17 protein-coding genes are annotated in these 21,097 nt (G+C 60.9%); 5 read left to right on the top strand and 12 right to left on the bottom strand.

Features of this window, described 5'->3' with window-relative positions:
- Window positions 1-70 precede the first annotated feature (70 nt).
- Entirely contained in the window at window positions 71-622 is a 552-nt protein-coding gene (locus V6B08_RS07675; protein WP_341979308.1) for a nitroreductase family protein, read from the top strand.
- Window positions 623-643: 21 nt separating this feature from the next.
- Here the strand turns inward: V6B08_RS07675 and V6B08_RS07670 are convergent, their stop codons facing one another.
- The 5 genes from V6B08_RS07670 to V6B08_RS07650 all read right to left on the bottom strand — a co-directional run bounded on the left by V6B08_RS07670 (window position 644) and on the right by V6B08_RS07650 (window position 7,961).
- The gene (locus V6B08_RS07670; RefSeq protein WP_341979306.1) at window positions 644-1,306 is read right to left on the bottom strand and encodes an EthD domain-containing protein; all 663 of its coding nucleotides are present in this window, start codon (window positions 1,304-1,306) and stop codon (window positions 644-646) included.
- A gap of 204 nt (window positions 1,307-1,510) precedes the next feature.
- Window positions 1,511-2,911 carry an HlyD family type I secretion periplasmic adaptor subunit gene (locus V6B08_RS07665; protein WP_341979303.1) on the bottom strand — a complete coding sequence of 467 codons (1,401 nt, stop codon included), beginning with the start codon at window positions 2,909-2,911 and terminating at the stop codon, window positions 1,511-1,513.
- Complete coding sequence (locus V6B08_RS07660) at window positions 2,901-5,048, bottom strand: type I secretion system permease/ATPase (RefSeq protein WP_341979301.1); 2,148 nt, start codon at window positions 5,046-5,048, stop codon at window positions 2,901-2,903. The genes V6B08_RS07665 and V6B08_RS07660 overlap by 11 nt, the downstream gene beginning before the upstream one ends.
- A 239-nt stretch (window positions 5,049-5,287) precedes the next feature.
- The gene (locus V6B08_RS07655; protein WP_341979299.1) at window positions 5,288-6,340 is read right to left on the bottom strand and encodes an ABC transporter ATP-binding protein; all 1,053 of its coding nucleotides are present in this window, start codon (window positions 6,338-6,340) and stop codon (window positions 5,288-5,290) included.
- A gap of 25 nt (window positions 6,341-6,365) precedes the next feature.
- Window positions 6,366-7,961 (bottom strand): GMC family oxidoreductase, encoded by a 1,596-nt coding sequence (locus V6B08_RS07650; RefSeq protein WP_341979298.1) that lies wholly within the window; start codon window positions 7,959-7,961, stop codon window positions 6,366-6,368.
- 169 nt (window positions 7,962-8,130) lie between these two features.
- On the opposite strand from V6B08_RS07650, the gene V6B08_RS07645 reads away from it, so the two are divergent.
- Entirely contained in the window at window positions 8,131-8,805 is a 675-nt protein-coding gene (locus V6B08_RS07645) for a GntR family transcriptional regulator (RefSeq protein ID WP_341979297.1), read from the top strand.
- 8 nt (window positions 8,806-8,813) lie between these two features.
- Here V6B08_RS07645 and V6B08_RS07640 read toward each other — a convergent pair whose 3' ends face one another.
- Window positions 8,814-10,205, bottom strand: a complete 1,392-nt coding sequence (locus tag V6B08_RS07640) for an FAD-dependent oxidoreductase (RefSeq protein ID WP_341979294.1) — start codon at window positions 10,203-10,205, stop codon at window positions 8,814-8,816.
- A gap of 133 nt (window positions 10,206-10,338) precedes the next feature.
- Between V6B08_RS07640 and V6B08_RS07635 the strand changes: the two genes are divergently transcribed.
- The gene (locus V6B08_RS07635; RefSeq protein ID WP_341979292.1) at window positions 10,339-11,781 is read left to right on the top strand and encodes an NAD-dependent succinate-semialdehyde dehydrogenase; all 1,443 of its coding nucleotides are present in this window, start codon (window positions 10,339-10,341) and stop codon (window positions 11,779-11,781) included.
- Window positions 11,782-11,799: 18 nt separating this feature from the next.
- On the opposite strand, the gene V6B08_RS07630 is transcribed toward V6B08_RS07635, so the two are convergent.
- The 3 genes from V6B08_RS07630 to V6B08_RS07620 form a co-directional block, all read right to left on the bottom strand.
- The gene (locus V6B08_RS07630) at window positions 11,800-12,630 is read right to left on the bottom strand and encodes a carbohydrate ABC transporter permease (RefSeq protein ID WP_341979290.1); all 831 of its coding nucleotides are present in this window, start codon (window positions 12,628-12,630) and stop codon (window positions 11,800-11,802) included.
- Entirely contained in the window at window positions 12,623-13,495 is an 873-nt protein-coding gene (locus V6B08_RS07625; protein ID WP_341979288.1) for a carbohydrate ABC transporter permease, read from the bottom strand. Before V6B08_RS07625 ends, V6B08_RS07630 begins: the two co-directional genes overlap by 8 nt.
- A gap of 83 nt (window positions 13,496-13,578) precedes the next feature.
- Window positions 13,579-14,853 carry an extracellular solute-binding protein gene (locus V6B08_RS07620; protein WP_341979286.1) on the bottom strand — a complete coding sequence of 425 codons (1,275 nt, stop codon included), beginning with the start codon at window positions 14,851-14,853 and terminating at the stop codon, window positions 13,579-13,581.
- A gap of 197 nt (window positions 14,854-15,050) precedes the next feature.
- Between V6B08_RS07620 and V6B08_RS07615 the strand changes: the two genes are divergently transcribed.
- Complete coding sequence (locus V6B08_RS07615) at window positions 15,051-15,335, top strand: hypothetical protein (RefSeq protein WP_341979284.1); 285 nt, start codon at window positions 15,051-15,053, stop codon at window positions 15,333-15,335.
- Between the two features lie 183 nt (window positions 15,336-15,518).
- Window positions 15,519-16,532: an amidohydrolase family protein gene (locus V6B08_RS07610; protein ID WP_341979282.1), complete on the top strand. Its 1,014-nt coding sequence runs from the start codon at window positions 15,519-15,521 to the stop codon at window positions 16,530-16,532.
- Between the two features lie 12 nt (window positions 16,533-16,544).
- On the opposite strand, the gene V6B08_RS07605 is transcribed toward V6B08_RS07610, so the two are convergent.
- From V6B08_RS07605 to V6B08_RS07595, 3 genes are all read right to left on the bottom strand, one after another.
- On the bottom strand, window positions 16,545-18,569 hold the full coding sequence (locus V6B08_RS07605; protein ID WP_341979280.1) for an oxidoreductase: 2,025 nt from the start codon (window positions 18,567-18,569) through the stop codon (window positions 16,545-16,547).
- A gap of 95 nt (window positions 18,570-18,664) precedes the next feature.
- Window positions 18,665-19,441: an enoyl-CoA hydratase-related protein gene (locus V6B08_RS07600; RefSeq protein WP_341979278.1), complete on the bottom strand. Its 777-nt coding sequence runs from the start codon at window positions 19,439-19,441 to the stop codon at window positions 18,665-18,667.
- Between the two features lie 3 nt (window positions 19,442-19,444).
- Window positions 19,445-21,082 carry an AMP-binding protein gene (locus V6B08_RS07595; protein WP_341979276.1) on the bottom strand — a complete coding sequence of 546 codons (1,638 nt, stop codon included), beginning with the start codon at window positions 21,080-21,082 and terminating at the stop codon, window positions 19,445-19,447.
- Window positions 21,083-21,097: the final 15 nt, after the last annotated feature.

The following is a 21,097-nucleotide window of genomic DNA, read 5'->3' as shown; positions in this document are numbered from 1 at the left end:
TAAATTCGCACCCAGAAACAGGTAGCTACAGCGAGGCGGCATGGCGGAACGAGTGGCTGAGTATCCAGTAATGCCGGCGCTTATCGGGCGCTGGTCGCAGCGCGCGATGTCTGGCGAGGCAGTGAGCGATGCCGAATTGATGAGCCTGTTCGAGGCGGCACGGTGGGCGCCTTCCTCCTACAACGGCCAGCCTTGGCGCTATATCTACGCGCATAAGGGATCAGCCGCATGGGCTGCGATGTACGATCTGCTGGACCCGATCAACAAGATCTGGTGTGCCAATGCTGCCGTGCTGATGATCCTGGTGGCACGCACGCAATTCGAGCACAACGAGAAGCATGACCGCTCACATGCCCTGAATGCTGGTGCATCATGGCAGAATCTTGCTTTGCAAGGCCACGCGCTGGGCCTCGCGGTTCGCGGCATGCAGGATTTTGATTATACGCGCGCCGTGGAAAGCTTCGATATCCACGAACCCTATGCAGTGCAGATGATGATCGCTGTCGGTCGGCCAGGTGACCGCGCGCTGCTGCCCGAGCCTTTGCGCAGCAAGGATAGCCCGACCTTGCGCAAGCCAGTGGCTGCCATCGCCTTCGAGAATGCCTTCACGCCGGAGAACTGAGACAACCAGATTGAAGGCGGATCACTCGGCAATCACCACCTCTTCGGTGACGAACAGCCGGGTGTTCGGCAGGTCGACAAAAGTTTCCTCATCCGGCCGCACGATCTCACGGTAGCGCGCAGACATCATCGTTGCCTGCAAATCGGCAAGACTGTCGAACCAGATTTCCACGATGCCGTCGATGGGCCGTTCCATCGCGCTGCCGTCCAGATGCCGGCATTGCCCCGGCAGCACATGATTCTGGCGATAGCCGCGAAACAGCCCCCAGATTTCCGGGACTGAGCGAACCACCAGCGGGTGTCGCATGCGCCAGGCAGCACTGAATTCCGCGGGCGTGAGACCGGGTTTGCGCCGCAGAACGGACATGAACTTCACCGCCCCGCACCCCTCCTTAATGATGAATTCCTCCGCCAGGAAATGCGCCGATTTGGTGGCATCCACAGCGGGAATCGCACCGCCGGCCCCTGCCTTCAGTGGCGCTTCGGCATCGCTGCGCCAGTATTCGGCCACACCGGCATAGGCGCCAGATGCAAAACCATCAATCGGATTGCCAACGAAATTACGCCGGTAGGCATAGGCGCCCGGCCCGGCCCCGCCATCCACCCGCAGCCACGCGGCTTGGAAAGCCTCCGGTGCACGCGGCATGGAATCGTGAAACAGAATGAACTCCTTGATCGCCGGCATGGCATGCGACTCCATTCGAAACAGGGCAAAACAACTATGCCTGATTCGACATGGGAATGCAGTGAACTCCGCCATCCGTCATGATTATTGATACTGACTTTCCAGCACCGTTGCGGCGTTGGCTGATGGCCGCTCAAAATTGCCTATATCTACCGCGACCTCAGTGACGAATAAGGCCGTGCGCTCCTTGAGCTATGCAAGTGTTCACCGTTCGCGCAGGCTTTCCTGCTGGTAGCGCAGAATCGGCGATAGCAGATAGTCAATGACGCGTCGCTGGTCGGTCTTGACCTCCGCCACCAGTGCCATGCCAGCCGCCAGATTCATGCGGCGGCCATCCACCTCGATCCAGGTCCGTTCCAGTGCCATGCGCACCGGATAGATCAGCCCTCGCTTCTCATCCTGCACGGCGTCGCGCGATACCGATACGACCTGCGCCGGCTGCGTGCCATATTTAGTGAACAAATAGGTTTCCAGCTTCACTTCCGCCGACTGTCCGGGATGAATAAAGCCAATATCCCGGTTCGGCAGCACGGCCTCGATTTCCAGTGGCATATCGGCTGGCACGATAACCATCAGCGCCTGCGCCGGCGTCACCACGCCGCCGACAGTATGCACGGCCAGTTGCTGCACCACTCCATCCACAGGCGCCAGCAGGCGCTGCTGGTCTTGCCGCTGCTCCGCCTTGAGCAGCTCTTCGGTCAGCGTTGCGATCTTGCGCTCGGTCTCGGCCAATTGCGCCAGGATGGCCTTATGATATTCGGCCTCGTACTGGCGCTTCTGTTTCTCCAGCCCTCCCAGTGCAGCATTGCTCTCCTCGCGGCGATGCCGCAAGGCCTGCAATTCATGCTCCTGCTCAATCACCTGCTGCTGCAATTCCAAGGCCACCAAACGCGAACCATAGCCTTTATCGGCGAGTTCCTGCCTGGCATCGCGGCGCTGGCGCAGCAACGGCATAGCCGCCTGCACTTTCTCTATAGCGGTGTCCACCGAACGGCGCTCCGCTTTCCGCCTGGTCACCTCCTCCTCCAATGCCGCGAGCTTGGCCCGATATTCCTCCGTCTGATTCAGCAGTAATGCCTGCTGCATGACGCGCTGCTCGGCCGGCACCACGGCGCCCGGCTTGTAATGCGCCAGGGCATCCAGCGGATACTGTGCTGCCCGTAATCTCGCCGCCTCGGCCTCGGCCGCTACAAGATCGGCGGTCAGACGGCGGAAATCAGCGCCAGTGGCAGTGGCATCGAGTTCCACCAGCAGATCGCCAGCCCGCACCGTGGCGCCATCCTGAACATGGATCGCCCGCACGATGCCAGCTTCGAGTGGCTGGATCAGCTTTACTTTGCCGGCCGGCACCAGCTTGCCTTCCGCCGTGGCGACCACATCAAGCTGTCCAATGAACGACCAGGCCAGGGCGATGGCGAGGAAAGCCGTCATGAACCAAAAGAAAAGCCGCGCGGTTGGCGATGGCGGCGTTTCCAATAATTCCAGGGCCGCGGGCAGGAATTCGGTTTCATCGCGGCCGCGAGAATGCTGTTTCGGTGCAGCCTTTTCCTGGGCCAATGCCGCGCCCATTACCGCAAAAGCTCGGCGCAAACCATCAAACGGCATGCATGCCCCCAGCCTGCTGACGATACATGGCTGCGAAACGCCCGCCGGCATGCAGCAATTCATCAGGCGTCCCGTCCTCCACCACTGCGCCATGCTCAATGGTGATAACCCGGTCGGTGTTGCGCACGGCAGATAGCCTGTGGGCAATGATGATCACTGTGCGCCCTTGGCAGATCAGGCGCATGTTGCGTTGGATTGCCGCCTCTGATTCCACATCCAGCGCGCTCGTCGCCTCATCGAAAATCAGGATCTTCGGATCCGTGACCAGCGCGCGGGCAATGGCGATGCGCTGGCGCTGGCCGCCCGACAGGGTAGAACCGCGCTCGCCGATCACGGTGTCATAGCCCTGCGGCAGTGACATGATAAAGTCATGCGCGCCAGCCAGTTCGGCAGCCCGGATGACACGGGGCAATTCAATGCCTGGCAGCGCCAGGGCAATATTGTCGCGCACGCTACCGGTGAACAACACATTCTCCTGCAGCACAACGCCAATCTGCCGGCGCAGCGCCATGGCATCGATGCCCGCCAGATCAAGGCCATCTATCTGTACCTTGCCGTTTTCCGGCGAATAGAGGCGCTGCACTAGCTTGGCGAGCGTACTTTTGCCCGAACCCGACGGCCCGACAATGCCCAGAACCTGACCCGCCGGTACCCGTAGGGAAACATTGCGCAAGACTTCCGGCGCATCGGGCTGATAGCGGAAATTCACGCGGTCGAAGAACAATTCGCCTTTGACAGCAGGCAACGAGGCCTTGCCGGCGCGCAGGCCATTTTCCGGCACGGTATTGAGAATATCGCCCAGGCGCTGCACCGAGAGTCGCGCCTGCTGGAAATCCTGCCAGAGCTGGGCCATGCGCAGGATCGGCGCGCTGACCCGCCCGGCCAGCATGTTGAAAGCGACCAGTTCACCGACGGTCAACGCGCCACCGATCACCAGCTTGGCGCCAAACCACAATGTGGCAGCGACAACGAGCTTGTTGATCAATTGAGCTATCTGGCTGGCGATGTTGCTGATATGGCCGGCGCGGAATGAGGCGCCGACATAGGCGGCGAGTAATTCCTCCCAGCGCCGCTGCATCTGCGGCTCTACGGCCATGGCCTTCACCGTCTCGATGCCGCCGACGCGCTCAACCAGGAAGGATTGATTTTCCGCGCCCCGGGCAAATTTCTCATCCAGCCGCTGGCGCAACACCGGGGTTATCAGCAGCGACAGCCCGACATAAAACGGAATGGAGATGAGCACGATCCAGGTGAGAAAGCTGCTGTAGATGAACATCACCAGGATGAAAACAATGGTGAAGAAGGCATCGACAACGACGGTCAGCGACGAACCGGTGAGGAAGTTGCGGATATTTTCCAGTTCACGCACGCGCGCGACACTGTCGCCTACGCGCCTGGCCTCGAAATAGGACAGAGGCAGGCTCATCAAGTGGCTGAATAGCCGCGAGCCAAGCTCCATGTCCACGCGGTTGGTGGTGTGGGAGAATAAGTAGCTGCGCAAACCACCGAACAGCGCCTCGAATACCGACATCGTCACCAAGGCGAAAATCAGCACATCCAGGGTTGTCAGCGAACGGTGCACCATCACCTTGTCGATGATGATCTGGAACACGAACGGGGAGATCAGCGCCAGGAGCTGCAGAATGAACGAGCCGAGCAGTACCTCGCCGAACATCTTGCGATAGCGGACAATCGCCGGGATGAACCAGGTGATATCGAAACGCCGATCGCTTCCCGCCAGATTGGCACGGCTGGTAACGAGGATCAGGCGGCCGGACCACGAGGCCTGGAATTCCGCCCGGTTCATCGAGATGGGCCGGCCTGTCGCCTGATCCAGCAGCAGTACCGCCTGCTTTCCGACCTCGGTGCGGCAGGCCGCCAACACCACGAAGCGCCCATCATTGAGTTCGGCAATAGCCGGAAGCTGTGTGCCAGCCAGGCGATCCCAGTCGCTCCTGATCAGCCGGATCTTCAAATCCTGCTGGCGTCCGCACCGCACCAGTTCCGCAGCATTCAGCGGCTGGCCCGGCCGCCCGAAACGATGCTGCAATTGCCCCAGATCGACAGCCTGACCGAGAACACGAAGTATCGCAGCCAATGAATACAGGCCGCTATCGATCTCACCGCCGGTATGCACTTCTCATACTCTACATCTTCTTGTTGAGCAGACCAGGAGGGAAGATATACCTATTTATAATGCAATTACATACATAAAATGGTTACTTATGCGGAATGCTTCCAATAGGTAATCCCTTTTTCATTGCATCGCATATTGCAAACCAGCCATCAGCTACTCGGCCTGTAATTGATGGTTACCGAGCATAAATCGAATGATACAGCCCGACTGCCTCGGCCGCTGCCTGCCGCACTCAACCATCAGTCCAATCGGCTGCCTGAATCATCAAAAAGATGGACCTGGGCCGCGATGGGGCGAACCGGAATGGTCTCACCTGCCTTCACGGCCAACCGCTGGCGCAACAGCAGGCTCAAGCGATCCTGCCCGACATGGCCGAAAAGCTGCGTCTCGCTGCCAAGCGGCTCCACCACTTCCACGCTGAATGGAACACCATCCTGGCCCAATTCAAAATGCTCTGGCCGGATGCCATAGGTGATCCGAGTATCGGCCGTCGCTGCCGCATTTGGCGGCAAGGGCCATGCGGCACCCGAAGCCGTGACAAAACTGCCGCTCTGGATTCGGCCCGATAGAAAATTCATCGCCGGGGAACCAATGAAACCGGCAACGAAGGTATTGGCTGGCCGGTCGTAGAGTTCCAGCGGTGCGCCGATCTGCTCGATATGGCCGCCCTGCATTACCACGATCTGGTCAGCCATGGTCATGGCCTCCACCTGATCATGGGTGACATAGATCATGGTGGATTTCAGCCGCTGATGCAGCGCCTTGATCTCGGTACGCATCTGCACCCGCAGCTTGGCATCGAGATTGGACAGCGGCTCGTCGAACAGGAAGACTTGCGGATCGCGGACAATCGCGCGGCCCATGGCGACACGCTGGCGCTGACCGCCGGAAAGCTGGCGCGGCAGGCGGTCCAGCATCTTCTCCAGGCCAAGGATGCCAGCAGCGTGCATCACCTTGCGCTCGATCTCAGCCGCCGGTGCCTTCTGCAGGCTGAGCGAGAAGGCCATGTTCTTCGCCACGGTCATATGCGGATAGAGCGCGTAATTCTGGAACACCATGGCGATGTTGCGCTCCATTGGCGGCAATTCGTTCACCACCTTGCCGCCAATGCTGATCCGGCCCGATGAAATTTCCTCGAGCCCGGCGATCAGCCGCAACAACGTGCTCTTGCCGCAGCCTGATGGCCCGACCAGCACCACGAAGGCGCCATCCGGAATCTCGAAGGAGACATCCTGCAGGATACGATGCTGGCCGAAGGCCTTGCCGACGCGATCAATCTGAACCGAAGCCACGGTATTCTCCCGGAATGATAAAAGACTAGGCTGCCTGGCGGACCAGGTCGGCGGCCTTCTCGCCAATCATGATGGCAGCGGCATTGCTGTTACCCGATACCACCGTGGGCATGATCGAACAGTCGGCAACACGCAAGCCATGAACGCCATGCACGCGGAGTTGATCGTCAACCACGGCAAGGGCATCCTGGCCCATGGCGCAGGTGCCCGAGGGATGAAAGATGGTGGTGGCGGTTTCGCGCAGATAGCCGAGAATCTCGTCGTCGCTCCGCACGCCCGGCCCAGGGCGGAATTCGCTGGCGACATGTCGCGCCATGGCCGGCGCTTCGGCAACCTGGCGGCAGAAGCGCACCGCCCGGATCATCGCGTTACGGTCTTCTTGCGCCGAGAGGTATTTCGCTTCGATGCGTGGCGCCTGCCGCGGATCGGTTGAACGGATCGCCAGATTGCCACGGCTGACCGGCTGCAACTGGCAGACCGAGAGCGTGCAGCCGGAAAATGGATGCAGGCCGCCGTCATAGCTATCGAGGCTCAGCGGCTGGAAATGGAACTGCACATCGGGCGATTGCAGGCGCGGATCGGTGCGGACGAAAGCACCGGCCAGGCTGGCGGCGAAACTCAAGGGACCCCGGCGGCGCAGCAGGTAGTCGAGGCCGATCATTGCTTTCTGCAGCGGCGAGCGGGTGCGGTCGTTCAGCGTGATCGGCTGCTTGGTCTTCAGCACCATGCGCGCCTGCAGGTGATCCTGCAGATTTCCGCCGACGCCCGGCAGGGCATGCTGCACCGGAATGCCGAGCGATTGCAGCAGCGCCGGATCACCGATGCCGGAAAGCTGCAGCAATTGCGGCGAATTGATTGCGCCGGCGGAAAGCACAATCTCAGCCTTGCACTGCGCGGTATGGAGCTTGCCATCGCGCTCGTATTCGATGCCGCTGGCGCGGCGGCCATCGAACAGCAGGCGATGCGCCAGTGCCTCGGTGACAATCTCGAGATTGCGCCGATGGCGGATCGGCGCCAGATAGGCCTTGGCGGCGCTGCAGCGGCGGCCATTGCGCGCGGTGAGCTGGAAATAGCCGGCTCCTTCCTGCACCCGGCCATTGAAATCATCGGTGCGCGGCACGCCGGCCTGTTCGCAGGCGGCGATGAAAGCCTCGACGATCTCGTAACGCTCCACGGTATCGGAAACCTGCAGCGGACCATCGCCGCCATGATATTCGTCGGCACCGCGCTGCTGCGCCTCGCTGCGCCGGAAATAGGGCAGCACGTCGTCATAGGACCAGCCGCGATTGCCGCGCTGCGCCCAGAGATCGAAATCCTCTGCCTGGCCACGGATATAGACCAGGCCATTGATCGAACTGGAACCGCCCAGCACCTTGCCGCGCGGCCATTTCATCTGGCGCCCGTTCAAGCCGGGATCGGCCTCGGTGACGAAGCACCAGTCCACCGCCGGGTTATGCACCAGCTTGTAGAGGCCGCCGGGGATGTGAATCCAGGGATAGCGGTCCTCCGGCCCAGCCTCCAGCAGCAGCACCCGGCAATCCGGGCGCTCGCTCAGCCGGTTCGCCAGCACACAGCCGGCCGACCCGGCGCCAACGATGATGTAATCATACGTGTCGGCCATGAACGGCCTCCCTATAAAATCCCTGGCAGACTGTTGGATCATGGATCCATTTAATGTAAGACTATGACATCCGGTGCTGTTCTGGGTCAATGATGGTGGATCCAGAATGACTCCGGGGGCAGTTCGTGCTGTGCTACAAGGGTCTCACCGTCGACGCCCTGGAGGAACCATGCGGCAAGCTATGCGCTATAAAAGCACCGCTGACTACACCACGGCGGAGATACGGCACCTCATCCTCAGCGGTGAATTGCCGGCCGGCGCTCCGATCGACCAGATTGAGCTGGCGAAGCGGCTGGATGTCAGCCGGCACCCAGTGCGCCAGGCCATCGAGCGGCTTTCCGAACGCGGCTTCATTCATCTCAACCCGCATCGCAGCGCCGTGGTGGCGGATATTTCCGCCAACGATATGGAAGAACTGTATTCCGCGCGCCGCGTGGTTGAGCATTGGGCGGTGCTGGCGGCCTGGCCGCATTACACGGCGGAGACCCGCCGCCAGATCCGCGATCTTGAGCGCCAGTTGCGCGGCATCGATCCAACCCAGGATCTGGATGATTACATGGATGCCAACCGCTCGTTTCACCTGGCGATGTACGAGCCCTGCCGTAACCGCTACATCCTGCGCAATATCGTCTCGCTGTTCGACCTTTCTGAACGCTACCAGCGCACCGCACTGCTGCACCAAGCACGCATCAAGCGCTCGACGCAGGACCATGCGGAGATGGTGGAAGCCATCGAGCGCGGCGACTGCAACCAGCTTATTGCCCTGCTCACCGCGCATAACGCCGGCACCCAGGCAACGGTTCTCGACAATCTGCATGATGCGCCGGTGGCCGCGAGCCGCTGAGTAGCGCCTCAAGCCGTGCCACTGAGCACGGCACCCTGCTCCAGCAATCGTTCCCGCAGGCGGTCGACGCCGACGGCACGCAGATCGGCGGAACGATTCTGCCGCAGCGCCATTGCCGTCAAGGCACCGGCAGCCTGGCCCATGCCCATGCAGCCGCCCATCACGCGTGCCGAGCCATGGGCATCCCGCGAAGCGGAAAGACACCGCCCCGCCACTACCACATTGCTGAGCGTCTTCGGCAACAAGCTGGCCAGCGGGATGTCGTAGGAACCGCCATGCGCCACCGGAATACGGATCTGGCCGGTACCATCCTGGTGGATATCAACATGGTGGCAGCCCTTGGCAATGCCATCGCTGCGCTTGCGCGCTTCCAGCACATCCTCGCGCGTCATCACGTAATCGCCCTCAATGCGGCGGGTTTCGCGAATGCCGATACGCGGCGCCAAACCGGAAAGGCAGGCTTTTTCGAAGCCCGGTACATTAAGGATCAGGAAATCGCTGCATTGCCGCACCTGCTGCATCAGGCTGCGCATGGCAAGGCTGAGTGATTCCGGCTCCAGCGGATTCTTCAACGACACGCGGGTGGCGTTGATACAGATTTCCTTCCGCGCCGGTGAGGTCGGCTGCATCATGATGAGCGCGGTGGGAAACATCTCGCCGCGCTCGATGGCGCCGCGCAGCAGGTCGCCATTGCCGCGGAAAAACACGCAAGGATGGCCCTGCTTGTAGATCTCGTCGACGATCTGCTGGTCGGTGCGGCCGCCACGGATCGCATCGCTCTCACCCACCGCGACATAATCCGGATTCTGCTGCACGAAGCGCAGCAGCGGCTCTGTCTCAACGCCGGCCATGCGGAACATCATCGACACCGGCTGCGGATTGCCCGGCCCCTCGTCCGGCAGCATCGGCGCATTGGCCATGTAGCAGAGATCGGCATCGCCCGATGCATCGACGAAAGCCTTGGCGGTAAGCAGCGTGCGGCCAGTCTTGTTGCGCACCACCACGCCGCTGATTTCCTCACCCTTGCGCACCACGTCTTCCGCCGTGGTGTAGAGCAGCACGTCGACTCCGGCATCGTAGATGAGCTGCGGAATCGCGATCTTCATGATCTCGGGGTCATAGGCGAAATACTGGATCAGGCGCCAATCGTTCAGCGGCGCAACGAAGCCACCCATCTCGCGGCAAATGGCCAGCAGATCGTTCAGCACGCCGCCGATGATCTGTTCGCCCTTGCCGTTGATGGCGCCATCGATGGTCATGCCGGTGAGCAATTCGCCGCCGAGCGTCGGGCCGCCTTCCACCAGCACGGTGCGGGCGCCATTGCGCGCGGCGGCCACCGCCGCAGCGATGCCGGCACTGCCGGCGCCCAGAACCACGACGTCGTATTCCCTTATCTGCATGGCTTCCCGACTTTCTTTTTTCTCACTGCCTCGGGATGCGGCGCCAATCCATGCCGCATCCCGGGCGGGCAGACTATTGCAAATTTGGATCCATAATGCAACATCCCTAATGAAACATACTTTGGAGACCACGATGGCCGATCTCGCCCCTTCCCTGCTGCGCCAGCAATGCCTCGTGAACGGCGCCTGGACCGGCCAGCCCAGCCTGGCGATCCGTAATCCGGCGGACGGCACCGTGATCGGCCAGGTACCCGACCTGGGGCGCGAGGGGGCGATTGTGGCGGTGGAAGCGGCCAGTGCCGCCTTCCCGGCCTGGAGCGGCCTGATAGCCAAGGACCGCGGCCTGATCCTGCGCCGCTTCGCCGATCTGCTGACGCAGCAGGCCGATTCTCTGGCGGCAATCCTTACCGCCGAACAGGGCAAACCGCTGGCGGAGGCACGCGGCGAGATTCTCTCGGCTGCCGGCTATATCGACTTCTTCGCCGACGAGGCGCGGCGCATTCGTGGCGAGGTGATCCCGGCACACCGCCAGGACAGCCGCATCCTGGTGCTGCGCCAGCCGATCGGCGTGGTGGCGGCGATCACGCCGTGGAATTTTCCCGCCGGCATGGTGGCGCGCAAGATCGGCCCGGCACTGGCCGCCGGCTGCACCGTGGTGCTGAAGCCGGCACCGGAAACGCCGTTCACTGCGCTGGCCATGGCCGCATTGGCCCAAGAAGCCGGCCTGCCCGCCGGCGTGCTGAATGTGGTGACCGGTGATGCCGCCGCCATCGGCGATGTCTTCTGCACCCATCCGGCCGTGCGCTTCATCGGCTTCACCGGCTCCACCGCCGTGGGCAAACTGCTGATGCGCCAGGCCGCCGCCGGGGTGAAGAAAATCGGCCTGGAACTCGGCGGTCATGCACCGTTCATCGTACTGGAGGATGCCGATCTCGATGCCGCCGTGGAAGGCGCGATGATCGCCAAGTTCCGCAACATGGGCCAGACCTGCGTCTGCGCCAACCGCATCTGGCTACATGCCAGCATCCATGATGCCTTCCTTGAACGCTTCACCGCCCAGGTGGCGAAGCTGACGCTGGGGCGCGGCGATGCCGCCGGCATCACCCAGGGGCCGCTGATCAACCAGCGCGCTGTCGCCAAGGTGGAAAGCCATGTATCGGACGCCCTGGCCAAGCAGGCGAAGCTGCTGGCCGGCGGCAACCGTTCGGCGCTGGGCGGCACCTACTACGAGCCGACCGTGCTCTGCGAGGTGAGCGATGACATGCTGATCGCACGTGAGGAAACATTTGGCCCGGTGGCTGCCGTGAGCCGATTCACCGACGACGCCGATCTAGTGGCGCGCGCCAATGCCGGCGATTACGGCCTGGCGGCTTATCTCTATGGCCGCGACCTCGGCCGCGTGATCCGCCTGGCCGAACGCCTGGAATACGGCATGGTCGGCATCAATGCCGTGGCGCTCGGCACCGAGCAGGCGCCCATTGGTGGTTTCAAGCAATCCGGCATCGGCCGCGAAGGCTCGCACCACGGCATCGAGGAATATTGTGAAATGAAATACCTGTTGGTAGGCGGCATTTAGCCACCCATCCGCTGCGGTTCAGCCCTTCACTGAACCGGCGGTAAGCCCGGCGATCAGGAAACGCTGGGCGAAACCGGCCAGCAGCACCACCGGCAGCAACTGCACCGTGACGCCGGCGAACAGCACGCCCCACGCCGTGCCATCCACAGAGCCCATCACTTCGCTGATCACCAGAGGCGCCGTCTTGGCATCCTTGGTGGTGAAGATCAGCGCGAACAGGAATTCGTTCCAGGAATAGATGAAGACGAACAGGCTGCCCGCCGCCATGCCCTGCAGCGCCAACGGGAAGATCACCTTCATCAGCGTCTGCCAGCGCGAAGCGCCATCGACATAGGCGGCTTCGTCCAGTTCCACCGGCACTTCGTCGATGAAGGTTTTCATGATCATGGTGAACAGTGACACCCAGAAGGTGGCGTAGAGCACGATCAGCAGCACGTGGCTGTCGCTCAACCCCAGAAAATCAGCGAGCGGAAACAACGGCAACGTGACAACGATGGGCGGCAGCAGGCGCACCGCGATCATGTAGAAGGCGCTGCCGGCGAGGAAGCGGCTGGAATAGCGCGAATAGGCAAAACCGGCGAGGAAACTGACCGCAGCGGCGAGCAGGGTGGCGCCGCTGGCAACGATCAGGCTGTTGCGCAGGGTATCGAAGAAGCCGCCCCATTGCTGCCACAGCGTGACATAGTGATCGAAAGTCGGGCGGAATAGCAGCACCGGCGGATAGGTGAAGATATCCTGTTCGCGCTTCAGCGAGGACAGCACGATAAACAGCACCGGCACCGCCGACCACAAGGCGACCAGGGCGAAGGCGAGATAGCGCAGCAGGCTGCCGAGGGCGCGCTTAAGCATGCTTGTTCACCATGCGCTTGTGCATTTCGCGCAGATAGATCGAGGCAATGAGCAGCGATCCGATCACCATCACCCAGCCTGTGGCCGAAGCGACGCCGAAATCGCCAAAGCGGAAGCCCGCCTGATAGAGATACACTGCGAGCACTTCGGTGAACCGCGCCGGCCCGCCCTTGGTCAGCAGCCAGACCTCGGAGAAGATGCGGAAGGCGAAAACCAGCCGGAAGATGATGGCGACCAGGATGCTCGGCACCATCAGCGGCAGAGTGATGCGCGTAAAGGTCTGCCAGGGCGTGGCGCCATCGATCTTCGCCGCTTCGTAGACCGATTGCGGGATCGCCAGCATGCCGGCATAAAGCAGCAGGAAGGTGAAGGGCAGATTGTGCCACACGCTGATCACTGAGATCAGTGTCAGGCCCTGGTAGGGCGCGACTGACCAGTTGAAACGGCCGAGACCCAGTTCTTCGATCAGGCGGCTGATAGTGCCGAAATTCGGATCCATCAGCATCTTCCAGGTCAGCACGCCGACCACTTCGGAGACCGCATAGGGCATCAGCACGATGGCGAACATCAGACGTGGCAGGGGCACACCGCGCACAAACAGCGCCGCCAGGGCCAGGCCGAGCACGATTTCGGCATAGACCACGGCATTGACGACGATGAAGGTGTTGAGCGAGGCGCGCCAGAAATAGCGGTCCTCGAAGATCTTGTAGTAATTGGCAAGGCCGACGAATTCCAGGCCGGTGCCATACCCAGACTGATTCAGGCTGAGCCACAGCACGTAAAGCGAGGGCAGTGCGATCACCGCCAGCAGCAGCAGGTGCACCGGCGCCAGCAGCATATAGGCGAAGAAATCAGGGCGGCGCATGCTGTTTCACGTATCCTGGATCTACCCACACAAAAATCAGGCGGGAGCCGGAAATGCCCGGCTCCCGCCGATATGTCACGCTATCACTTCTTGACCAGCGGTTCGATACGCTTCTGCATCGATGCCGCGGCATCGGCCGGGCTCTTCATGCCGATCACCGCTGCCTGCGACTCCTCGCGGAAGATCGCCAGCGCCTCAAGCGAAGCATTAAAGGCCGAGGGCACCACCAGCGCCTGGGCAATGGCGCGCGCCTCTTCCTTGGTGTAGGGCAGGCGTTCTTGCAGCCGCTTGTCGCTATAAGCCTGCGGGCGCACCGGGCCGTTGCCGTTCAGCGCCACCAGCACGGTATTTTCCGGACCGGACAACTCGCGGGCCAGATCCCAGGCCAGCTCCTTGTTCTTGGAGTTCTTCGGAATCGCCATCGACCAGATTTCGGTCATCGCGGTGCCGTCGCGCTTGGTCGCGGGATCGGACGGCAGCACCATTACATCCACGGCGCCAGGGAATTTCGACGCCTTGGGATTGTTGTAGACGGTGTAGCGCGCGAAGGGATCAATCGCCATGGCGGCGCGGCCGGCCTGCATGGTGGTGATCACTTCGTCGATGCTGAGCGAGGCATAGTTGGTCGGCAGCACGCCTTCCTTGTAGAGCGCCGCCATCACGGTCAGCGCCTTGATCATCTCCGGCGAGCTGGCGCGCACCTGCATCTTGCTGTCGATCAGTTCAGCGCCATACATGTTGAGGAAAGTGAGCACGGCGAGATGCTCGTCGCCGGAATTCATCGTCAGGCCGTTCACCCGGGTACCATCGGCGCGGGTGTAGGTCAGCTTGCGGGCATATTCCACCACCTCGTCGGCGGTCTGTGGCGGCCGCGTCAGGCCGCGCTCCTTCAACAATTCGGTGTTGAAATGCAGGCCGGTGGTGGCATGGCGGAACGGGATCGCGGTCAGCACGCCGCCATAGCGCATCGCGCCCAACAGGTTGGCCGGGATGCCGTCGAAAGCCTCGATGGGCGACTTCTTCTGCCAGTCATCCAGCGGCTCGAGCAGCACGCTCACCTTCGGCGTGGCGAACTTGTTGATCACGAAGGCCAGATCGATAGAAGTCTCGCGCAGCGACAGTTCGCGAAACAGGCGATCATGCATCGGCTCGATATTGGCGGTGATCCAATTGAGCTTCACGCCCTTCTTTTTCGCCCATTCGCCGGCGATATCGCCGCCTGTGGTGCCAGGCACCAGGCCACGTGAAACATTTTCATGGACCTTATGCGACAGGATCGTGAGCGTGACTTCCTGGGCCATGGCCGCGGAGCCGAGCAGACTGGCGGCGGCGACGGCCACCGCGAAGCGCTTGAGCATGTGTTCCCTCCTTTTTTGAATTTTGAAGCCTTGATCATGGATCCAATCATGTGGCGGCGTGTCAGTCAAGGCTTTGTGAGAGCCAAGCTTCTCTGGAAAATTGTTGTTAATCGGGAAATACTGCGTCTTTGGGATCGGCGCACAGCTAATCGCCATCGCCGCATACAATTGTGAGCCGGAAACGGACGCGGTTGCAGGTGGGATTTCCGATCATTTCCATCGGAACTGTAAGATGGCAGGGCTTTATAGCCAAAATCAGAATCAAAACGGCTCCCGCTCAGGCGGCTAAAGAGAACGGCTGGCTGTTTGAACGGTCGCCAGCCAGCTTTGCCCAGTCCACCATTCCCTGTCAGCAGGTAAAAACACGCAATCTCCACTTAACTTGGAAAAGAGAAAACTCTCTCGATATCAGAGAAATTATCAAGAAAAACAGGCATTTGCCGGCTTTCAACGACACGAATCGAAATCACGGCGATGCCTGAAGGCAGATCCCACGCGCTGGGAAGCAGAATTCTACAGCAGTGTATTCGCGCAATATGCCAAGCCACCCCAATATGGCCCTGAATAAATTCTCGTCTATTCGAATGTAGGTTTCTGCTCTTCAGCACACCCATCAAAATAGTATCATTAGATCAAATACATAGCACTAGAGAATGGAATCACCGTTGGCTGGAAAACGTGATGATCGCCGGGAATGGTTTGCGCAGGTGCAAGAGACCGCGATTGATCCCGATCGCCCCATCATTGACCCACATTTCCACTTCTTCACCGGACGTGGCCATGAATTCCTAGCTGCCGACTTCCTCACCATGGTCGATACCGGGCACAATATCCGTGGCGCCATCCACATGGAGGCAAATGCTGATTTCTTCATCCAGGGCGGCGCCCCGGGTGAAATGCGGTTTGCCACCGAACAGGGCGCCCGGATGCGGGAATTGCAGCAGGGGCGCCCCAGGATCTGTGACCCCGTGGCCGGCGTGATCGGCTATACCGATCTGCGCAGTACCAATCTCGATGCCGAGATCGATGCCCTGATCGAGGCTTCTGGCGGCCGTCTCTGCGGCATCCGCAATTCTGCAGCCTGGCATCCCGATCCTGGCCTACTGAACGGTCACACCAACCCGCCTGAAGGCCTGCTAGCCGATAGCGCCTTCCGGCGCGGCCTAAAGCGCCTGGCCGAGCGCGGCCTCGCCTTCGATACCTATGTCTATTTCCCGCGCCTGTCCGAAATCGCCGACCTGGCCCGTGCCGTGCCTGAAGCGGCTATCGTCTGCAACCATATGGGCGGCGTGATCGGTGTCGGCCCCTACAAGGGCCGTCATGCCGAATATTTCGAAGAATGGAAGAGTAACATCGCCCTGGTGGCGCAATGCCCGAACCTATGCATCAAGCTCGGTGGCATGGCAATGTCGCCGGTCGGTTTCGGCTGGCACAAGCGCGATCGGCCGCTCGATTCAATGGAATATGCCACGCATTACGAGGCCTGGTTCGATCACGTCATCACGCAATTCGGTCCGTCGCGCTGCATGTTCGAAAGCAACTTCCCGGTAGATGGCGTCGCCATCGCCTATCCCGTACTGTGGAATGGCTTCAAGCGCCTGACGATCGCCTATTCCGAAACCGAGAAAAACGCCCTATTCCACGATACAGCAAAGCGGGTTTACCGCCTGCCGCTGTGAAATCGGCCACCCCTAGAGGAAATCGATACTTTCTATTGCGGTGCCTTGCGGGTTGATCCGCCGCGTCATATCGCGGATCTTCCAGTAGGCATCATGCACGGCATCGCCGATACGGCGCACGTCCACGGCATCGCCGACCACCAACGTCGGGATGCTGGCAGCCTGTAGGGCGACCGACAGATCGTCGTTTGGCAATCTGCCCACCGCAAGCAAAAGCTGGCCAGTGCGCCATGTGATTTCCTGCCCGTCGCGTTCCATGTGAACAGCATCCGGACTAACCGACCGCAGCGCAGTACCCAACTCAATTCTGATATTCGGGTAGGCGCGGATGGTTTCGATGAACTGCTCGCGGTAGATGCGCAGGGAAGTGGAGCGCGACAAGGCATTGGCATCGCTGGAACGCGTCGCCAAGATCACCTCGAAACCCTTACTGGCCGCGAATTTCGCGGCCTCGCAGCCGACCTCGCCGGCGCCATAGATCACCACCGGGCCTTGTCGGATGCTGTCGTCGCCGGCAAGAACAGCATAGGCCGACTTCACCAGCGGCAAGTCCAGACCACGGACCCCTTCCAGAGCGCGATCCCGCGATCCAGTGGCCAGCACCACAAGAGCCGGTGAGAGTCCAGCGATGTCCGCCGCGCCGGCGGCGCTGCCGAATTTCAGCTCGACATCGGAATGCCGTAGCTTGTGCGCAAGATAATCGCGATACCAGAGAAACTTGTCCTTCTTCGGTGCCGCCGCCGAAGCCAGCAGGCCGGGTGCCAACGCGGTCTGCCGCTCCATCAGCAATACCCGGTAGCCGGCACGATCCAGGGTCAATGCAGCCGCGATCCCGCCTGGCCCGGCGCCAATCACCACGGCCAATTCGCGGCTGCCGATGAAGACCGGCTGCGGTTGAGTTTCACGTCCGGTACGAGGATTCTCGGCGCAGCCAACCGGCGTATGGCCGGTACCGATCTGCGCCACGCACCAATTGCACGATGTGCAAGGCCGGATATCAGCGACTCTACCGGCAGCAGCCTTGTTCGGCCATTCCGGATCGGCCAGCAATGCCCGGCCCAGGGCAATGAAATCAGCCGAACCCTCATCTATCGCCCGTTCGGCCACTTCCGGGTGCCGGATCACGCCGACACCAATCACCGGGATGTTGACAACATCGCGAATCTGCCGAGCCAGCGGCAGGCGCCAGCCTTCCGGCATCCACACCGGATCGACATTGCGGTCGATACGCTCATGGCAGCCAGTGGAAACGTGAATGGCATCCACGCCCACGGCTTCCAACCGCCGCGCGGTATCCATCGCCTCACCGATATCCGTACCGCCGGTGACGAATTCATCGGCCGAGAGACGGAAGATCACCGGCAGGTCGCCGGCACCCTGCCGCACAGCCTCCGCGATACGCAGCGGAAAACGCTGGCGGTTGGCCAGCGAACCGCCGAACTCGTCACCGCGCTGGTTGGAAGCCGCTGAGAGAAAATTGGCCGGCAGGTAGCCATGGGCACCGTGGATCTCCACGGCATCATAACCGGCCTTCGCCGCCCGCTCCGCCGCGTCGCGGAATTTCTGCAACACACGGTCCATATCCGCCGCATTCATTTCACGCGGCATCTTGCGATACATCGGACAGGGAATCGCCGAGGCGGCAATCGGCTGCTGGCCGCCGGTGAATTTCGGATGGGTCTGCCGGCCGGCATGAAACAGTTGCACGCAGATGCGGCTACCAGCGGCATGCACTGCCTGCACCAAGTCTGCATGACTGGCAATCAACGCATCGTCATCCAGGCCCAACTGAGGTTGCCCGCCCAAACCGAGGGGACGGTCGATGCAGGTATACTCGACAATGATCATGCCAACACCGCCGACTGCGCGGGCACGGTAATACTCACGCATCAGGTCGGAAACCGAACCATCTTCGGCGGCAAGATTGGATTCCATCGGCGCCATGATCAGGCGGTTCTTGAGCGCCAGATTGCGCAGCCGTCCCGCCTGGAATAGATGCGGAAATGGCTGTTCCCTGTTCTTTGCCAGCGGCTGCATTCTTCCCTCCCAAAACATGAAGGGAGAGTCTGCCGGTCAGGCCCGCATCAGGGCAATGACAGGAAATGACATTCTGCCGCGCCTATGCGTCGCACTCAGGCCCGCGTCTTACCTAGTCGCTCTGCCAGGCGCTGCTTCGCCTCACCGGTTTCCCACGCATCACCGATCAAAGTACTCATATGGGCACGCGATGCCTGGGGCGGTTCCAGCGCGAAGCCGGCAAGCATACGCTTGGTCATGGCAGCGGCTACCGGTGCTGCAGCCAGATGCTCATCCACAATGACCGCCACGCGTCGATCCAGTTCTGCCTCATCGCCGCAGACCTCATCCACCAGGCCGATCCTGGCCGCCACATCCGCCGTGAAAGGCGCACCGGACAGCATGGTCCTGCGGGCATTGGCAATCCCGATGCGGGGAATGACATAGGGTGAGAACGAGGCTGGCACCAGGCCAATGCGGGTTTCGGAAAAACCGAACTTGGCCGAAGTGAGTGTAAGCACCGTATCGCAGACCGCGACCAAACCCATGCCGCCGCCGAAGGTCGAGCCATTGATGCGGCCGATCAGGGGTTTCGGCAAAGTGTTAAGGGCCTCATAGAGATCACTAAAGGCGGCACTGCGCTGGATCCGCCCTTCCCTAGTATCGTCGAATGACTGCATGAACCAGTCGAGATCGCCGCCGGTGCAGAAATTCCTGCCCTGACCGGAAAGCACCACCACCCGTATCGCGACATCGCCTGCAGCTCTGCCGATCGCCGTCAGCAATTCAGCCTGCATCGTCTCCGATACGGCATTACCCTTGTCCGGCCGATTCAATACCAGTGTGCAGACACCACGTTCATCGATATCGCAAAGGATCGTCTCGAAAACCATTGTTCAGTCTATGGCGGCAGGAAAGCGCTTAGCCGCATCATCGCGCAGATCCTGCTTGCGGATTTTGCCCGATCCCGTCATCGGAAAATCCTCAACAAACACCACATGGCGCGGAATCTTGAAGCTGGCCATCTTATTGCGGCAGAAAGCAATCACTTCCTCGCCGTTGATGGTCGCGGCATCCACCTTGCGCACATAGGCGACCGGCACTTCGGACAATTTCCTGTCCGGCGCACCGACAATAGAAACCTGCTGCACCTGCGGGTGGCCGAGAATGAAACCCTCGATTTCCAGCGGATCGACATTCTCGCCGCCGACTTTGAGCATATCCTTGATCCTGCCGAAAAAGCGCAGGCAGCCATCCTCACGGAAAAAGCCGACATCGCCGGATTTAAGCCAGCCATCCTCGGTGAAAGTTGCCTTGGTCTCAGCGGGCTTGTTGTAATAGCCCTTCATCACGCTGGGGCCCCGCACCTGAATCTCGCCTTGTTCGTTGATGCCCAGCGGGATATTGGTTATGGGATCGGCCACCCGCACCTCGAATCCCAGCGCCGGCCGGCCTGAGGCTTCGCAACGCTGCTCGTCGGTATCGTCGAGCGCGCCGACACAGGCGCCGGTCCAGGTCTCGGTCATACCGAAGCCGGAGAAGGTCTTGATCGGCGCCAGTATCTTGCGGGCCTTGTGAGCGGTGGGTACCACATTCGACGGTCCGGCCGGCAGCCAGCCGACCCGCAGCGTGCTGATATCGCGGGGTTTCCTCTGCTGTTCGTCCATGAGCATCATGATATGGGTATCGAAGCCATGGGCGATAGTGATGCGTTCCCGCTCAATCAGATCAAGTGCTTCCGCTGGATCGAACAGCTCGGTTAGCACCTGGCGCGCACCGCTGACCATGGACATCAGCGAGCCTTCGGAGATGCTAAAGGCATGGAACAGCGGCAGGTAATTTATGATTGCATCACGGTCATTCAGGCTATGCTTGAAGGCCCGCTCTTCCAGTACCCGGATGATGATATGGGTGTGCATCACCCCTTTGGGAAAGCCGGTGGAACCCGAAGTATAGAGGATCAACGTGGTATCGTCGGGGTCAACTGAGGCGGCCCGCGCCGTCAGTTCGCCCATGCTCACCTTGGCGCCGGCCCGCTTGGCTGCCTCCCAGGAAACCGTGCCGGCATGGTCGCCCTCACCTAGAATCACCACCTTGCGCAATTTGGGAAAATTAACGTCATTCACCGTATCGCCGCCCTCCGGCAGCCGCACCACATCACGGACGATATCGAGGTAGTTGATTGGGCCGGAGACATCATGGGTGATCAGGTAGGCGCTATCCGATTGACGCAATAAGTATTCGATATCGCCGCTGCGGAAGCGCGTGTTGACTGGCACCAGAACTGCGCCGATCTTGGCAATGGCGTATTGCAGGAAAATCCAGTCATCGCGGTTGTTCAGCCACAGCGCCACATGTTCGCCGCGCTGAACGCCCAGCGCCAGCAATGCCCGCGCCGCCAAGTCCACCTGTTCGGCCATGGCCCGGAAGCTGTAGCGCCTGTCCTTGTAGACCAAGCCTTCTCTGTCACCGAAGCGGCGCGCAGCATCATCAGCCAGATCACCAACCCGTTTTTTCGGATACCACTCCGGCATATCGCTTCCCTCCCA

It is taken from the genome of Ferrovibrio sp. MS7, from assembly GCF_038404985.1.
GTDB lineage: Bacteria > Pseudomonadota > Alphaproteobacteria > Ferrovibrionales > Ferrovibrionaceae > Ferrovibrio > Ferrovibrio plantarum.
Note: the sequence above shows the minus strand (reverse complement) of the source record. Positions and strands in the feature narration are given on the sequence as shown.

Bases quoted from the DNA above. Each gene is read 5' to 3' on its own strand.
- V6B08_RS07675 (WP_341979308.1), top strand. From the start codon at position 71: ATGCCGGCGCTTATCGGGCGCTGGTCGCAGCGCGCGATGTCTGGCGAG.
- V6B08_RS07670 (WP_341979306.1), bottom strand. From the start codon at position 1,306: ATGCCGGCGATCAAGGAGTTCATTCTGTTTCACGATTCCATGCCGCGT.
- V6B08_RS07665 (WP_341979303.1), bottom strand. From the start codon at position 2,911: ATGCCGTTTGATGGTTTGCGCCGAGCTTTTGCGGTAATGGGCGCGGCA.
- V6B08_RS07650 (WP_341979298.1), bottom strand. From the start codon at position 7,961: ATGGCCGACACGTATGATTACATCATCGTTGGCGCCGGGTCGGCCGGC.
- V6B08_RS07645 (WP_341979297.1), top strand. From the start codon at position 8,131: ATGCGGCAAGCTATGCGCTATAAAAGCACCGCTGACTACACCACGGCG.
- V6B08_RS07640 (WP_341979294.1), bottom strand. From the start codon at position 10,205: ATGCAGATAAGGGAATACGACGTCGTGGTTCTGGGCGCCGGCAGTGCC.
- V6B08_RS07635 (WP_341979292.1), top strand. From the start codon at position 10,339: ATGGCCGATCTCGCCCCTTCCCTGCTGCGCCAGCAATGCCTCGTGAAC.
- V6B08_RS07630 (WP_341979290.1), bottom strand. From the start codon at position 12,630: ATGCTTAAGCGCGCCCTCGGCAGCCTGCTGCGCTATCTCGCCTTCGCC.
- V6B08_RS07625 (WP_341979288.1), bottom strand. From the start codon at position 13,495: ATGCGCCGCCCTGATTTCTTCGCCTATATGCTGCTGGCGCCGGTGCAC.
- V6B08_RS07620 (WP_341979286.1), bottom strand. From the start codon at position 14,853: ATGCTCAAGCGCTTCGCGGTGGCCGTCGCCGCCGCCAGTCTGCTCGGC.
- V6B08_RS07605 (WP_341979280.1), bottom strand. From the start codon at position 18,569: ATGCAGCCGCTGGCAAAGAACAGGGAACAGCCATTTCCGCATCTATTC.
- V6B08_RS07600 (WP_341979278.1), bottom strand. From the start codon at position 19,441: ATGGTTTTCGAGACGATCCTTTGCGATATCGATGAACGTGGTGTCTGC.
- V6B08_RS07595 (WP_341979276.1), bottom strand. From the start codon at position 21,082: ATGCCGGAGTGGTATCCGAAAAAACGGGTTGGTGATCTGGCTGATGAT.